The organism is Lentilactobacillus kosonis, assembly GCF_003864335.1.
Classification (GTDB): domain Bacteria; phylum Bacillota; class Bacilli; order Lactobacillales; family Lactobacillaceae; genus Lentilactobacillus; species Lentilactobacillus kosonis.
On the sequence record NZ_BEXA01000002.1, the window covers coordinates 90701 to 106358 of the forward strand.

The window sequence follows — 15658 nt, forward strand, 5'->3', positions numbered from 1 at the left end:
AGACGAAAATAATGCCAAAAAAAGTTACTAAAGCTGTTATTCCGGCGGCAGGGCTAGGAACTAGATTCTTGCCTGAAACCAAAGCCTTACCAAAGGAAATGTTACCAATTGTTGATACCCCAACGATTCAATTCATCGTTGAAGAAGCGAAAAAGTCTGGAATTAAGGATATTGTAATTGTAATTGGTAAAGGAAAGCGTTCGATTGAAGATCATTTGATTCGAATCCCGAACTTGAACAAAACTTAGAACAAAAGCATAAAGATGATATTTTAGAAACCATTCGTAAAACTAATGATATGAATATTTACTTTATTCGGCAGTCTCATCCTCGTGGATTAGGCGACGCCGTTTATACTGCTCGTAGTTTTATTGGTAACGAGCCATTTGTGGTGATGTTGGGTGATGATGTCATGCAGGATGAAGAACCATTGACTAAGCAATTGATGGATAGTTATAAAACTACTGGAGCTTCAACTTGGCAGTTAAGCGGGTTGCACATAAAGATATTTCTAAGTATGGGGTCATTGATCCTTCTGAAGAGGTAACTCAGGGTCTATTTAACGTTAAGAAGTTTGTGGAAAAGCCAAAACCTGAAGAAGCACCTTCTGATTTAGCCATCATTGGTCGGTATTTATTTACGCCAGAAATTTTTGGCATTCTTGAACATACTAAACCAGATGCTTCTGGTGAAGTTCAATTAACTTCAGCCATTGATGAATTAAATCAAACCCAGCGAGTTTTTGCCCATGAGTTTAAAGGCGAACGTTTTGATACGGGGAATAAATTAAGTTGGCTAAAGACTAATATTACTTTTGGTTTACGACATCCTGAAATCTCAACTGGATTACGTAACTATCTAATTGATTTGGGTAAGTCTTTGAGTGAAGAAAATGAAGCAGATAAAAAATAATTAAAAACAATTTGCTTTACATACTTATCTTTTGATAGTAAATTATGTTGCAGAAGAATTTTAAGGAGGATCCGTTATGACCAAAGTTATGATGTAGTAGTAATTGGTGCCGGACCAGGTGGGATGACTGCTGCTCTGTATGCTTCCAGAGCTAATTTGTCTGTCGCAATGATCGATAGAGGAATTTATGGTGGCCAAATGAACAATACTGCTGAAATTGAGAACTATCCTGGCTTTAAATCAGTGATGGGTCCCGATTTGGCTCAACAAATGTATGATGGTTCAATCAATTTTGGTGCCGAGTACGTTTATGGTGCTGTTGAAGAAATTGTTGATAATGGTGATACCAAAACAATTAAAACTGATAGTGAAGAAATTGAAGCTAAGGTAGTGGTTATTGCTACTGGATCTGAATACAAGAAGTTGGGGATTCCCGGCGAAAAAGAATATGGTGGCAAGGGTGTTTCTTACTGTGCCGTCTGTGACGGTGCGTTCTTTAGAAATAAAGACGTGGTCGTTGTTGGTGGTGGTGATTCCGCCATTGAAGAGGGGTCATACCTTTCAGGAATTGTAAATAATGTTAAGGTTATTCATCGTCGTGATACATTGCGCGCTCAAAGATTATTCAAGATCGCGCATTTAAGAACGATAAGATGGATTTTGTTTGGAATACCAACGTGATCGAAGTACTCGGTGATGGCAATAAAGTTACTGGCGTTAAGGTTAAAAACAATGAAACCAATGAAGAATCCGTTGTTGAAACTTCAGGAGTCTTTATCTATGTTGGATTACTACCAATGACTGAACCATTTAAAAACTTGAATATTACTGATGAATCCGGTTGGATTGTAACTAATGATCAAATGGAAACCTCAGTTCCAGGAATTTATGCCATTGGTGATGTTCGTCAAAAGGATCTTCGCCAAATCACCACTGCCGTTGGTGAAGGTGGGATTGCTGGCCAACAAGCTTTTAAATATATTGAAGCGTTAAGCTCTAAAGCTCCAGTTACTGACTAAGGTTTTAGAAAAAGATAACCGAATAAATTGGCGAAGTATGTTCGTATGGTAAAATACTTTGTTAGTGAGGCTGACACAAAACATAGTTTTGCTGCAGCCTTTTTATTTGCGTTATTATATTAATAAATAAACTGGGTTAGTTTGATTGGAGGAATGTAGTTTGATCGAAAGAAAAGAAGACAACAAGTTTGATTTGGTATCCCAATACAAACCAACTGGAGACCAGCCAGCTGCAATTAAAGAATTGGTTGCAGGTGTAGAGAGTGGTGAAAAAGCACAAATATTAATGGGGGCCACGGGGACTGGAAAGACCTTTACCATCTCAAACGTAATTTCCCAAGTTAACAAACCAACCCTAGTGTTATCCCACAACAAGACGCTTGCTGGTCAACTGTATAGTGAGTTTAAAGAATTCTTTCCGAATAACGCGGTTGAATACTTTGTTAGCTACTATGATTATTATCAGCCAGAAGCATATGTGCCATCAAGTGATACCTATATTGAAAAAGATTCAGCCATTAATGATGAAATTGATAAACTACGACATTCTGCAACTAGTTCATTACTTGAACGAAATGATGTAATTGTTGTGGCTTCAGTATCATCTATTTTTGGCCTAGGAAGTCCTAAAGAGTATAGTGATCAAGTAGTTTCTTTGCGTGTTGGCCAAACATTGGAACGTGACGCACTACTTAGGCAATTAGTTTCAATTCAATTTGATCGCAACGATATTGATTTTCAGCGGGGACGTTTTAGAGTTCATGGCGATATAGTGGAAGTATTCCCAGCTTCTCGTGATGATCATGCACTAAGAATCGAATTTTTGGTGACGAAATTGATCGAATTCGTGAAGTTGATACTTTAACTGGCGAAGTGGTTGGTGATCGGGAACACGTGGCAATTTTCCCGGCAACCCATTTTTTGACAAATGACGATATTATGAATCAGGCTTTACCAGAAATTAAAGAAGAACTTGATGAGCGAGTAAAACAATTTGAGGCTGAAGGCAAATTACTAGAAGCTCAACGATTAAAGCAACGGACAACCTATGATATTGAAATGATGAAGGAAATGGGCTATACGAGTGGAATTGAGAACTATTCTCGATTTATGGATCGTAGAAAACCTGGAGAGCCACCATTTACACTGTTAGATTTCTTTCCCAAAGATTTCTTATTAGTTGTTGATGAATCTCACCAAACAATGCCTCAAGTTAGAGGAATGTATAACGGTGATCGGGCTCGAAAACAACAATTAATTGATTATGGATTTAGATTGCCATCTGCTTTGGATAACCGGCCACTTCAACTCGACGAATTTGAAAAACATGTCAATCAAGTTGTCTATATGTCAGCCACTCCCGGACCTTATGAAATGGAACAAACTGACAAGGTGGTTCAACAAATTATTCGTCCAACTGGATTGTTAGATCCCACCATTGATGTGCGTCCAATTATGGGGCAGATGGATGATTTAGTTGGTGAAATTAATAAACGAATTGAGCGTAAAGAACGAGTCTTTGTGACAACGTTGACGAAAAGATGGCTGAAGATTTAACTGATTATTTAAAGGATTTGGGAATTAAAGTTAAGTATCTGCACTCTGATATTAAGACGTTAGAGCGGACACAAATTATTCGTGACTTACGATTAGGTAAGTTTGATGTGTTGGTCGGAATCAACCTATTGCGTGAAGGAATCGATGTTCCAGAGGTGTCTTTGGTAGCAATTTTAGATGCTGACAAGGAAGGATTCCTCCGTAACGAACGGTCATTAATTCAAACGATTGGTCGGGCTTCTCGAAATGAGCATGGAGCAGTAGTGATGTATGCTGATAGAATTACCGATTCAATGAAGGCTGCAATCGATGAAACTCAGCGTCGTCGAGATATTCAAATAAAATATAATGAAGAACATGGCATCACACCCCATACAATTAAGAAAGAAATCCGTGGCCTGATCACATCAACTGTTAAAACAGATGATAGCGGTGAAAAGGATGACTTTGTCGAAAGTGATTTCCAACAAATGTCTCCTAAGGATCAAAAAGCAATGATTGCTCGACTTGAGGATGAAATGCGGGCAGCAGCTAAGTCATTAGATTTTGAGCAAGCCGCAACTCTAAGAGATACCGTAATGGAACTCAAGGGTGAAATGGATTAAAGAGGGATATAAATTGGCAATGATAAGATAGTTATTCGTGGGGCTAGGGCCCACAACTTAAAGAACATTGATGTGTCTATCCCTAAAAATAAGCTAGTCGTAATGACTGGACTGTCAGGTTCCGGTAAAGTTCGCTAGCGTTTGATACTTTGTATGCTGAAGGTCAACGACGTTATGTTGAAAGTCTTTCTTCATATGCGCGTCAATTCTTAGGCCAAATGGATAAACCTGATGTTGATTCGATTGAAGGACTTAGTCCAGCGATTTCAATTGATCAAAAACTACTTCGAAGAATCCCCGATCAACGGTAGGAACCGTTACAGAAATCAATGATTATTTACGGTTGCTCTGGGCGAGGGTTGGAACACCAATCTGTCCTAATGATGGTTCAGTAATTTCTAGTCAATCAGTTGATCAAATGATTCAGCAAATTATGCAGCTACCTGAGCGAACTAAGTTACAAATTTTCTCACCAATTGTGCGAGGCAAAAAGGGCGAGCATAAAAAGATCTTTGAAAAAATTAAACGTGAGGGATTCGTACGGGTTCAAGTTGATGGTGAAAACTATGATATTGATGACGACATTGAGTTAGATAAGAATAAGTCTCACGATATTAATATCATTATTGACCGAATCGTGGTTAAGGAGGGCATTAATAATCGTCTTTCAGATTCATTAGAGGCCGCCCTCAGATTATCAGGAGGATACGCGGTTGCTGATTTCTTAGGTGAACGGGATCCAATGATGTTTTCGGAACATTATGCTTGTCCAGTGTGTGGATTTACAGTTGGCGAATTAGAGCCTAGGCTATTTTCATTCAACTCACCATTAGGGGCTTGTCCGACTGTGATGGTCTAGGAATGAAGTTGGAAGTGGATCCTGATCTAATTGTTCCCGATCAAACGAAGACATTGAATGAAGGAGCACTGGTTCCTTGGAGTTCATCCAATTCTAAGTATTACCCAAATATGCTGGAACAAGTTTGTGCTGCTGAAAAGATTGATATGAATACCCCATTCAATAAGCTAACAAAAAAAGAGCGTGATTTGTTATTGTATGGATCTAAAAAATCTAAGATCTATCATTTTCATCTAAGTAGTGATTTTGGCGGGATTCGTGATGTTGACGGACCATTTGAAGGAGTCGTGAACAACGTTGATCGCCGTTATAACAGTACTTCCAGTGATTTTGTGCGCGGCCAATTAGGGGCATATATGACCGAGTTAACCTGTGCGACATGTCATGGCCTTCGGCTAAATCGGAAGGCCTTGGCTGTTAAAGTGGATGGTCGTAACATTGCTGAAATTTCTGAATTAAACGTCGGTCGAGAATTAACCTTCTTTAATGAAGTTAAGTTCGGTGAACAAAGTACGATGATTGCAAAACCAATCATTAAGGAGATTGGTGATCGATTAACTTTCCTACAAAATGTTGGTTTGGATTATTTAACGTTATCAAGATCCGCTCGGACACTTTCTGGTGGAGAGGCCCAACGAATTCGATTGGCTACTCAGATTGGTTCTAATTTATCCGGGGTCCTTTATATCTTAGATGAACCCTCAATTGGGTTACATCAACGAGATAATGATCGGTTAATCCAATCACTCAAAAACATGCGTGATCTAGGTAATACACTTGTTGTAGTTGAGCATGATGAGGATACTATGCGGGCAGCCGATTATATTGTTGATATTGGTCCGGGAGCAGGAGCCGCCGGTGGTGAAGTGATGGCTGCCGGAACACCAAAGCAGGTTGAACGTTCTAAGAATTCAATTACTGGTCAATATTTAGCTGGTAAACGTTTCATTCCAGTTCCAACTGAACGCCGCACTGGTAACGGTGATTCAATCACTGTGGTAGGCGCTAGCGAAAACAATTTAAAGGATATTACAGTTGATTTTCCGCTTGGCGAGTTGGTGGTAGTCACAGGGGTTTCTGGTTCTGGTAAGTCAACATTAGTTAATGATATTTTGAAGAAGTCATTAGCTCAAAAGATTAATCGTAATTCAGAAAAGCCTGGTGCGTATAAGGATATTAAAGGTTATGAAAATATTGAAAAAATAGTTAATATTGATCAGACACCCATTGGTAGAACTCCTAGAAGTAATCCAGCTACTTACACGGGTGTATTTGATGATATTCGTGATTTGTTTGCTAGCACTAATGACGCTAAACTAAGAGGCTTTAAAAAGGGTCGCTTTAGTTTTAACGTTAAGGGTGGTCGTTGTGAGACTTGTCGAGGCGATGGAATCATTAAGATTGAAATGAATTTCTTACCTGATGTGTACGTTCCATGTGAAGTGTGTCATGGCAAGCGATACAACGCTGAAACCCTTGAAGTTGAATATAAGGGTAAAAGTATTGCTGATGTCTTGGATATGACCGTGGAAGAAGCCCTCAATTTCTTTAATTCCATTCCAAAGATTCAAAGAAAGCTTCAAACTATTAAGGATGTTGGTTTAGGTTATGTGCCACTTGGTCAATCTGCAACGACACTTTCAGGCGGGGAAGCTCAACGTATGAAGCTAGCTTCTGAGCTACACAAGAAAGCTTCTGGAAAGAACTTCTATATTCTTGATGAACCAACCACTGGGTTGCATACCGAAGATATTCGTAAGTTATTAGGAGTACTGCAACAACTAGTTGATCAAGGTAATACTGTATTGATTATTGAACATAATCTAGACGTGGTTAAGAGTGCTGATCAATTAATTGACCTTGGTCCTGAAGGTGGCGATGGTGGCGGTCAAGTAATCGCAACCGGAACGCCAGAACAAATTGCTGCAGACCAGAATAGTTATACTGGACAATACTTAAAACCAGTTCTGGAACGTGATCTAGAATTAGAAGCACAAATTAAAAAATAAAATAAACAAATAAATAAACAAAAAATAAGCTAATGACTGCCATATAAGTAGTTATTAGCTTATTTTTTAGTTTTGTACAATTAATGATGAATTAGTTTAAAATGGAACGCCCGGTATGTTATACTCTAATAAGTTTGTATACGGAAGGAAACATTTATGGCAGTCAAAAATCGATTTGTAATTATTACCGGGATGAGTGGTGCTGGTAAGACAGTTGTAGCTCAAAGCTTTGAAGACTTGGGCTACTTTGTAGTTGATAACATGCCACCAACCCTGTTACCTAAATTTATGAATATTATTCGTAGTGAACGTGATATTGATCGGATTGCATTAGTTGTCGATTTACGGTCACAAGTTTTTTATGATGAAATTTTAGAAATGAATCAAGCTTTAAAAGATGATAAAAATAATGATGTAGATTTAGTTTTCTTAGATGCGTCAGACACTAAATTAGTATCAAGATATAAAGAGACTCGGCGTTCTCATCCATTAGCTAGAAATGGTCGGACGATTGATGGTATCAAAGAAGAAAGGACATTGTTAAGTAGCGTTCGTGAAGCAGCTGATTTAGTGGTTGATACTACTAGCTTATCGCCAAGAAAGCTTAGGGAAGAGATTTTCCATAGTTATGCTATCGATGACGGTAATGTTCCCTTTCATATCGAAGTCATGTCATTTGGTTTTAAGTATGGATTGCCACTGGACGCCGATATTGTAATGGATGTTAGATTCTTGCCTAATCCTTACTATGATCCAGATATGCGTTATAAGACAGGGCTAGATAAAGAAGTTAGCAACTTTGTGATGAAGTCTGCAGGGGCTGAAGAGTTCTATACTAAATTGCATGATTTAATTGCGTTTACTTTACCAGGTTATGAAAAGGAGGGTAAAGCTAACCTAACTATTGCGATTGGATGTACTGGCGGTCAACATCGATCCGTGGCAATTGCTGAACGGTTAGCTAAAGATCTTCGTCAAAACTACACGGTAAATGTTACTCATCGTGATATTGAACGGATCAAAAAGGGGGCCGACTGATGTACAATGCATTAATTAGTCATCGGCCTAAGGTCGTTGTTATTGGTGGTGGAACTGGCTTGCCAGTCATCCTCAATAATTTAAAGAATAAACATGTTGATATCACGGCAGTGGTTACAGTCGCTGATGACGGTGGTTCATCTGGAATTATTAGAGATTATATTAACGTGGTGCCACCTGGAGATATCAGAAATGTTATTGCAGCTTTATCTGAACTACCCAAGACCGAATTAGAGCTTTTTCAGTACCGTTTCAATAGTAAGGATCAATTTTTCGCAGGGCATGCCTTGGGTAATTTGATTATTGCGGCGCTTTCCGAAATGGAAGGTGGGATTTTTGATGCGGTTCAATATTTAAGTCAGTCAATGCACGTTAATGGAAATATTTATCCTGCTGCTAATGAACCATTAGAGTTAAATGCTGAGTTTTCTGATGGAACACAGTTACGAGGTGAATCAGAAATCACGGCTGCTGACAAGCAGATCAAACGGGTTTGGGTAACTACCAGAGATAGGGATCATGAACCGGAGGCCGTGCAAGAAGTTGTGGATGCAATTCTGGAGGCTGATCAAATCGTCTTAGGGCCAGGTAGTCTGTTTACTAGTATCCTACCTAATTTAATGATAAAAAACGTTGGCGAGGCAATCATAGAATCAAGTGCAGACGTTGTTTATATTTGTAATATCATGACGCAAAAAGGCGAAACTGATAACTTTACTGAAGCAGATCATGTGCGGGTGTTAAATAAACATTTAGGCCAAAATTTTGTTAATACTGTCTTGGTCAATAACCAAAAAGTCCCCGAAGAATACATGGACTATCAAAAATGGAATGAAATTTCTCAGCCTGTAAAGCATGATTTTCAAGGACTTCGTGATATGGGATGCCGAGTAGTTTCAGCTGACTTTTTGGAGTTGAAAGAACGGGGAGCATTTCATAACGGTCAAGAAGTTGCAGATGAATTGATAAACTTAATCGGGAGACCGAATGATTAATAACTGAAGGGAGTGATGGGGATGTCATATGCTAGTGAGGTTAAAAAAGAACTCACATCGTTAACTGTTCATCGCGATAATGCTAAGGCAGAGTTGATGGCCTTGATTAGAATGAATGGTACGATTTCAATCAAAAACCACCACTTTGTTCTGAACGTTTCGTCTGAAAATCCGGCAATTGCTCGCCGAATGTATCAATTGTTGACGCAATTTTACGGCATTACGGGTGAACTTAGTGTTCGGAAACAAATGAAGCTAAAGAAAAATAATTTGTATATTTTACGGGTTAATGAGTCGGCATCAGAATTGTTAGATGACTTAAAAATCTTTGATGGAGTTCAACTTGTTGATCGAGTACCCGTTGAATTATTAACAAAGGATTCTCAAATTAGATCATATTTGCGAGGAGCTTTTTTAGCTGGGGGATCGGTTAATAACCCTGAAACTTCTCGTTATCACCTAGAGATTTATTCATTATACGAAAATCATAATGATATGATTGCCGAAATGATGCAGAAGTATAATTTGCCAGCCAGAACGACGAAGCGACGGAGTGGATATATTACGTACATCAAGGAAGCTGAAAAGATTGCTGACTTCTTGCAATTAATCGGCGCAACTAACTCAATGTTGAAGTTTGAAGATATTCGGATCGTTAGGGATATGCGAAACTCAGTTAATCGATTAGTTAATTGCGAAAATGCCAATATGAACAAGGTCGCTAGCGCGGCCAGTAAGCAAATTGAAAATATTAAATTGATTGATAGTCGTGTGGGGTTAGACCAGTTACCAGATAAACTGGCTCAAATCGCGCAAACAAGGTTGCAACATCCGGAGGTTAGCTTAAAAGAACTTGGCGAAATGGTCCCTGGTGGGCCAATTTCCAAGTCTGGAGTTAATCATCGACTAAGAAAGATTAATGAATTTGCTGAAAAATTTATATCTGATGAGGAAGTAGTCTAAACAAAAAACAGGTATCGCTTTAACCCAATGAGGTTAAGTGATACCTGTTTTTTAGAAATTAAATAATTAACTTAATTATTTTCTTTCACTAGTTGAGGACATGATACCATCAAGCAATCCATAATCAACGGCTTCTTGGGCAGTTAAGTAATGGTCACGATCAGTGTCACGATTGATTTTCTCTAGTGGTTGGCCAGAGTTTTCTGCTAAGATTTCATTAAGCATTTTACGTGACTTAAGGATTTCTTGAGCAGCAATTTCGATTTCAGTCTGTTGTCCTTGAGCACCACCTAATGGTTGGTGAATAAGAACTTGAGAATGAGGCAATGCGAAACGTTTGCCCTTAGTTCCTGATGAAGCCAAGACAGATGCCATTGAGGCAGCCATACCCATAACGATAGTTTGAACATCAGCTTTGATGAAGTTCATAGTATCGTAGATGGCCATTCCAGATGTAATTACACCACCTGGTGAGTTAATGTAAAGGTAAATATCTTTTTCAGAGTCTTGAGCATCTAAGAATAATAGTTGCGCAATGATCGCGTTAGCCATATCATCGTTAATTTCACCTGATAGCATGATGATTCTATCTTTTAATAGGCGAGAGTAAATATCATATGCACGTTCTCCGTTTGATGATTGTTCAATAACGGTTGGCACTAAGTTCATGAGAATGCCTCCTTTTTTCTTTTGTGATAGATGGTCTCTACCAAGTTCACGATACATAGTTTACTGTATTGGTCAAAAAAGGTCAAATACTTTAACTCCTAATTTAATTTAACTAACAATTCCTTATGGTACTAAGGCTTTACGGGGATGATTTTACCACATTAATGGTATACTCGAGACAAATAATAGCAGTGGGAGGTAAGATTTATGCACAGTCATCATATTTCGTTATTAACTAAAGATGCTAAGCAAAATATCGACTTTTATACTCGCGTAATGGGTTTACGATTAATTAAAAATACGGTTAATCAAGAGAATATTAAGGTGCGTCATTTGTTTTATGGTGATTACTTAGGAACCCCAGGAACGGTGGTTACATTCTTTGCGCTACCATTGTTAGGCCAACGGACGGATGCCAAACACTTCTTTAACGGTTTTAGACTCGCTATTCCAATGGGCAGTGCCGACTTTGGCAGGAACGACTAACTGCTGAGAATTTAGCTGTTAAACAAACTTCAGCAGGATTATCATTTGATGATCCTGAAGGTATTGCCATCGAATTAGTAGTGACCGATCGAAAGTTAGTTGGCTACCAAGTAGTTCCAGACAACAATATTCCAGCTGCGTTTCAGGTGACAAGATTACTGGGCACTGAATTGCATATTCCTGATCCTGATAAAACTGCGGCATTTTTCCATGATTGGCTGGGATTGTCAGTTACTAATGATAATGAGGTTCAATTAGAAGATAACGAGAGTATTCGTTTATTTGCTACTGACAGTGATGATAAAACTCGTTTTGGTCGTGGTAGTATTGATCATTTTGCTTTGGCGGTAGCCGATACTGACGAATTGGAAAAGTATTATCAAATTGCTAAGGAACAGCACTTAAACATTGAAGAATATATTGATCGGGGTTGGTTCAAGAGCCTGTATGTCCGAGATCCTGGGGATAATCGGATTGAGTTAGCTACGTTAGGACCTGGTTTTAGCCTAGATGAACCAATCCTCACAATGGGAAGTGCGCTTGGACTACCACCAGCATTTGAAGATAAACGTCAAGAAATTATGGACTACTACGCTAAAACTGGAGTAAACTTCGCGGATAAAAATTAGCTATAAAAATCACCTGTTATGGTGGATTTTTTGTTTTTATTCCTCAATAATTTCCAAACTCCGAATCTGTTCTAACTTAACGTGTGATTGGCCAATGACAATTGTTTGGTTTTCTTGGCCGTTAATTTTTCCGATAATTTCTGGTGGAACTGCGCGGTCAGTATCAGTTTCATTTAATTGAACAGATACCAATTTATTCTTGGTATATGCTTGGTCAATATTTGTTGCGATTTCTTCAGGGGTCATCTCAGCAGTTCGTTGACGTAAGTTAGTAATGGTTTCTTGCTGATACTCTTGTTCAAGTTGCTTAGTGTGATCTGAAAGATAGAAGCCCTGCCACTTCATCATACCCCGGTCATGGTAGGCACTAAAGAATTCTGAAACCAAGTCTGGATCATAGTCGGGGTAATCGCTATTCATATGAATTACCGCCATTGTGGCCACCAACTAAGCCAGCTCGTTTGATAGCGGTGCCACCTTTTTGGAGGCTAGATAGTCTGACGAGCTTCGTAAAGCCAAAGTGTCTCCTGATACTATCCATAGTTTCATCGATCTTTCTGGATTTAAAAGTTTCTTGAGGGCTTTTAAACAGATCAAGTTGATCATAAGTATCAGCGATAAGTTTACCGTAGGTGATACCTATATTGCGGACTACTTCACCATGCCAATTCTCATGAAAGATGTTCATGATGTGGTCGATTAATTCTTTGGAATTATTGGTGGGCTCAATTTTCATCTGCCGATTAAATCCATGATTGCCTTTGTCATGTTCTGCGTAAGATAGACCAATGTATAGAGAAACTACTTGAGCTTTTTTTCGATGCTTCCGGATTCGAGAAGCAACTTGATCAGCCAGTTCCTTGATGACTAATTCAATTTCACTGCGAATTTGATAGTCTCGGGGGAGTACTTGAGAATTGCTATAAGATTTTTCTTTAACATTATATTTTTGGTTGATGATCGAACGGTCGATGCCCCAAGACAATGCGAATAATTCGCCACCTGACACCTTGCCAATCTTTTCCGTGAGTAGGTAAGGATTATAGTGGGCAAGATCTTCCATAGAATGAATATTAAGATGCCGGAGTTTTTCAGCGGTGGCGTGGCCGATACTCCAAATATCTGATAAATTAGTGATCGGCCAAAGTTTATCTGGAATGTCTTCATAATGCCATTCGCCAATTAACGAGCGCTTCTTTTTGGCCTCTAAATCTAAGGCTAACTTTGCAAGTAGTGGATTATCACCAATACCGACGGTTAAATAAATACCAGTTTCTCGCTTAACTTGAAGTTGAATTTTTCTAGCAACTTCATAAGGACTTTCTCCGTATAAATGCCAGGAATGGGTCATATCTAGTAATGATTCATCGATTGAGTAGGGACACCAATCCTCTTTTGGAGTGTACTGTTTAAAAATATCATTAATACGAATATTTTCTTTGATATAGTAGTTCATTCGTGGTTGAACGATAATCAAGCGAGGATCCTTTGGCACGTCGCGTTTGCGCATGACATTTTTGACATTCAAGAGCTTCTTGGCCATGGGGGATGCTGCTAGCACTAATCCACCATTGGTATTTTCTACTTGTGACATCACAATTAAAATTGATTTTAGCGGGTTTATATCGAGAGATACTGATTCACAACTTGCATAGAAGCTCTTACTATCGATCATAAAATGACCTTTCTAGGTTCTTTACTGTAATCATACATAGCACCATCTCACAATCGTGTTCTTAATTTCATTTTTAATTATACGAACATGCGTTTGTGTGTGCAAGAAGAATTTTAAACTATTAGTAATCATAAGTTAAAATCCGACGGCATTGAGGAAATGATGAGGATAGATAATTTATAAATCAAGACGCACTAATAAGTTTTTTGTAAGTGCGAAATCTTATAGATTGGGCATAATAAAAAGGCACCTAAGTGGGTGCCTTAAACTTATGAAATTTTTTTAATTAATATGTTTCATTTAATTAAAATTATTAAGTTTGCCTATTGCTTGATAAGAAAATTGCTTGAACCAATAGTATTTTATATTCATTCGGATTTGGCAAATCACGGGATGATGCTGTGCTTATAAATGTTCAAACTAACAGGCGTATTTAGGAAACATCTTAATTGTGATCGTGCCAATTTTTCAGATTCTAAAGTCTTAATATAATTCAAATAATTACTGTCACTATTAAATAATATTTAGCAGCTTTGTATATGCTGGTGTTTCAAGACAATAACTATCTTGGTCAGAAGCATTCACACTGGTTTAAGTTATTACTAATCCCAGTCTGATGGTGGCAGAGTCATTCACTAAAATAGTTTAGCGGGTAGCGAGTTAGAATTATATTAATTAATAGGAAGAAAAAAACAAATTTTGTATGGCATAGTATATAACTACATTCATACAATTAAACTTATTTGAGCAGTTGAATTAGTTTATAAATTTAGATAACAAAAAAGCGAGGCATTTGCCTCGCTTCCAACTATTACCAACATTCGTTAATAAATTCGATTAAATAATTATGCGCCTGGAGGGAATCGAACCCCCATTTCAAGAACCGGAATCTTACGTGCGATCCATTACACTACAGGCGCAATGCAACTACAACTTAATAATATACATAAAAATCATGCATTTCTCAAGAAGAAAAACCGGAAAAAAAATAAATTTCATGTGAAAACGGTTACAAGATCGTAAGTCATTGCATTCCATTCAACGTCTGATATACTGTTGATTGGAATAAATTGTGGATGTCCTTTTAATTGAATTTTTTTCACAAAGAGGTACTGACAATGTTCTGTTTTAGTGGTACGATTAACTTTGTACAGTGGTACGATTTATTGTACTATATTTAAAATTTTTCTTGATTTCCTAAAGGAGGAAAATACAGTATGACTGTAAAGATTGGTATTAATGGTTTTGGCCGTATTGGTCGTTTGGCATTCAAACGTATTCACGAATTGCACTCAGACGAAATTGAAGTTGTTGCAATCAACGATTTAACTACACCTGACATGTTGGCATACCTTTTGAAGTATGACTCAACTCATGGTCGTTTTGACGGCGAAGTTTCATCAACTGACAAGGGTATTGTTGTTGATGGTAAGGAAATTCCTGTTTACGCTGAAAGAAACGCTGCTGACCTACAATGGGTTAAGAATGATGGTGTTGACTACGTTCTTGAATGTACTGGTTTTTACACTTCAAAAGAAAAGTCACAAGCACATATCGACGCTGGTGCAAAACGTGTCTTGATTTCAGCTCCTGCTGGTCCTATCAAGACTGTTGTTCCTGGTGTTAACTTGGATATCTTGGACTCAGATGACGTTATCGTTTCTGCTGGTTCATGTACCACTAACTGTTTAGCACCTATGGCTTACTTCATGAACGAAGAATTCGGTATTCAAGCTGGTACTATGACTACTGTTCATGCTTTCACTGCTTCACAACAAATCCTTGATGGTCCTAAGTCAAAGAAGAAGCGTGTTAACAGAACTGCTAGTGCTAACACTATTCCTCATTCAACTGGTGCTGCTAAAGCTATCGGTTTAGTTATTCCAGAACTTGATGGTAAGCTTCAAGGACACGCACAACGTGTTGGTGTTGTTGATGGTTCATTAACTGAATTAACTACTATCCTTGACAAAAAGGTTACTGCTGAAGAAGTTAACGAAGCAATTAAGAAGCATACTGTTGATAACCCTGCATTTGGTTGGAACGAAGATGAAATCGTATCATCAGATATTATTGATGACGATCACGGTTCAGTATTTGACCCAACTCAAACAGAAGTTACTACTGCCGGCGATGCTCAATTAGTTAAGACTGTTGCTTGGTACGATAACGAATGGGGCTTCACTTGTAACATGGTTCGTACTTTATTGAAGTTTGCTACTCTTTAATAAATAGTTGTACA

At 38.2% G+C, this 15658-nt stretch carries 8 protein-coding genes, 1 tRNA gene and 5 pseudogenes; 10 read left to right on the forward strand and 4 right to left on the reverse strand.

Features of this window, described 5'->3' with window-relative positions; genetic code table 11:
* Nucleotides 1-11: 11 nt before the first annotated feature.
* From galU to whiA, 7 genes and pseudogenes are all read left to right on the forward strand, one after another.
* Nucleotides 12-912: pseudogene (gene galU, locus NBRC111893_RS03360) on the forward strand (UTP--glucose-1-phosphate uridylyltransferase GalU).
* 123 nt (nucleotides 913-1035) lie between these two features.
* Nucleotides 1036-1931: pseudogene (gene trxB / locus NBRC111893_RS03365) on the forward strand (thioredoxin-disulfide reductase).
* 160 nt (nucleotides 1932-2091) lie between these two features.
* Nucleotides 2092-4093: pseudogene (gene uvrB, locus NBRC111893_RS03370) on the forward strand (excinuclease ABC subunit UvrB).
* A 12-nt stretch (nucleotides 4094-4105) separates the two neighbouring features.
* A pseudogene (gene uvrA / locus NBRC111893_RS03375) lies at nucleotides 4106-6961 on the forward strand (excinuclease ABC subunit UvrA).
* Nucleotides 6962-7117: 156 nt separating this feature from the next.
* Complete coding sequence (rapZ, locus tag NBRC111893_RS03380; protein WP_125007994.1) at nucleotides 7118-7999, forward strand: RNase adapter RapZ; 882 nt, start codon at nucleotides 7118-7120, stop codon at nucleotides 7997-7999.
* Nucleotides 7999-8994 carry a gluconeogenesis morphogenetic factor MgfK gene (mgfK, locus tag NBRC111893_RS03385; RefSeq protein WP_125007995.1) on the forward strand — a complete coding sequence of 332 codons (996 nt, stop codon included), beginning with the start codon at nucleotides 7999-8001 and terminating at the stop codon, nucleotides 8992-8994. The genes rapZ and mgfK overlap by 1 nt, the downstream gene beginning before the upstream one ends.
* Nucleotides 8995-9015: 21 nt before the next feature.
* Complete coding sequence (gene whiA / locus NBRC111893_RS03390; protein WP_125007996.1) at nucleotides 9016-9957, forward strand: DNA-binding protein WhiA; 942 nt, start codon at nucleotides 9016-9018, stop codon at nucleotides 9955-9957.
* A 75-nt stretch (nucleotides 9958-10032) separates the two neighbouring features.
* Here the strand turns inward: whiA and clpP are convergent, their stop codons facing one another.
* Nucleotides 10033-10626 (reverse strand): ATP-dependent Clp endopeptidase proteolytic subunit ClpP, encoded by a 594-nt coding sequence (gene clpP, locus NBRC111893_RS03395; RefSeq protein ID WP_125007997.1) that lies wholly within the window; start codon nucleotides 10624-10626, stop codon nucleotides 10033-10035.
* A 207-nt stretch (nucleotides 10627-10833) separates the two neighbouring features.
* Between clpP and NBRC111893_RS11095 the strand changes: the two genes are divergently transcribed.
* The gene (locus tag NBRC111893_RS11095; RefSeq protein WP_225417536.1) at nucleotides 10834-11112 is read left to right on the forward strand and encodes a VOC family protein; all 279 of its coding nucleotides are present in this window, start codon (nucleotides 10834-10836) and stop codon (nucleotides 11110-11112) included.
* Nucleotides 11113-11192: 80 nt separating this feature from the next.
* Nucleotides 11193-11741: a VOC family protein gene (locus NBRC111893_RS11100; RefSeq protein ID WP_225417537.1), complete on the forward strand. Its 549-nt coding sequence runs from the start codon at nucleotides 11193-11195 to the stop codon at nucleotides 11739-11741.
* Nucleotides 11742-11777: 36 nt separating this feature from the next.
* Here NBRC111893_RS11100 and NBRC111893_RS03405 read toward each other — a convergent pair whose 3' ends face one another.
* The 3 genes and pseudogenes from NBRC111893_RS03405 to NBRC111893_RS03415 all read right to left on the reverse strand — a co-directional run bounded on the left by NBRC111893_RS03405 (nucleotide 11778) and on the right by NBRC111893_RS03415 (nucleotide 14336).
* Nucleotides 11778-12176 (reverse strand): hypothetical protein, encoded by a 399-nt coding sequence (locus NBRC111893_RS03405; RefSeq protein WP_125007998.1) that lies wholly within the window; start codon nucleotides 12174-12176, stop codon nucleotides 11778-11780.
* Nucleotides 12154-13454 (reverse strand): annotated as a pseudogene (locus NBRC111893_RS03410) (Y-family DNA polymerase). The gene NBRC111893_RS03405 and the pseudogene NBRC111893_RS03410 overlap by 23 nt, the downstream one beginning before the upstream one ends.
* 810 nt (nucleotides 13455-14264) lie before the next feature.
* Nucleotides 14265-14336: transfer RNA gene (locus tag NBRC111893_RS03415), tRNA-Arg, on the reverse strand.
* A gap of 297 nt (nucleotides 14337-14633) precedes the next feature.
* On the opposite strand from NBRC111893_RS03415, the gene gap reads away from it, so the two are divergent.
* Nucleotides 14634-15644, forward strand: coding sequence for a type I glyceraldehyde-3-phosphate dehydrogenase (gene gap, locus NBRC111893_RS03420; RefSeq protein WP_125008000.1), 1011 nt, complete (start codon nucleotides 14634-14636; stop codon nucleotides 15642-15644).
* Nucleotides 15645-15658: the final 14 nt, after the last annotated feature.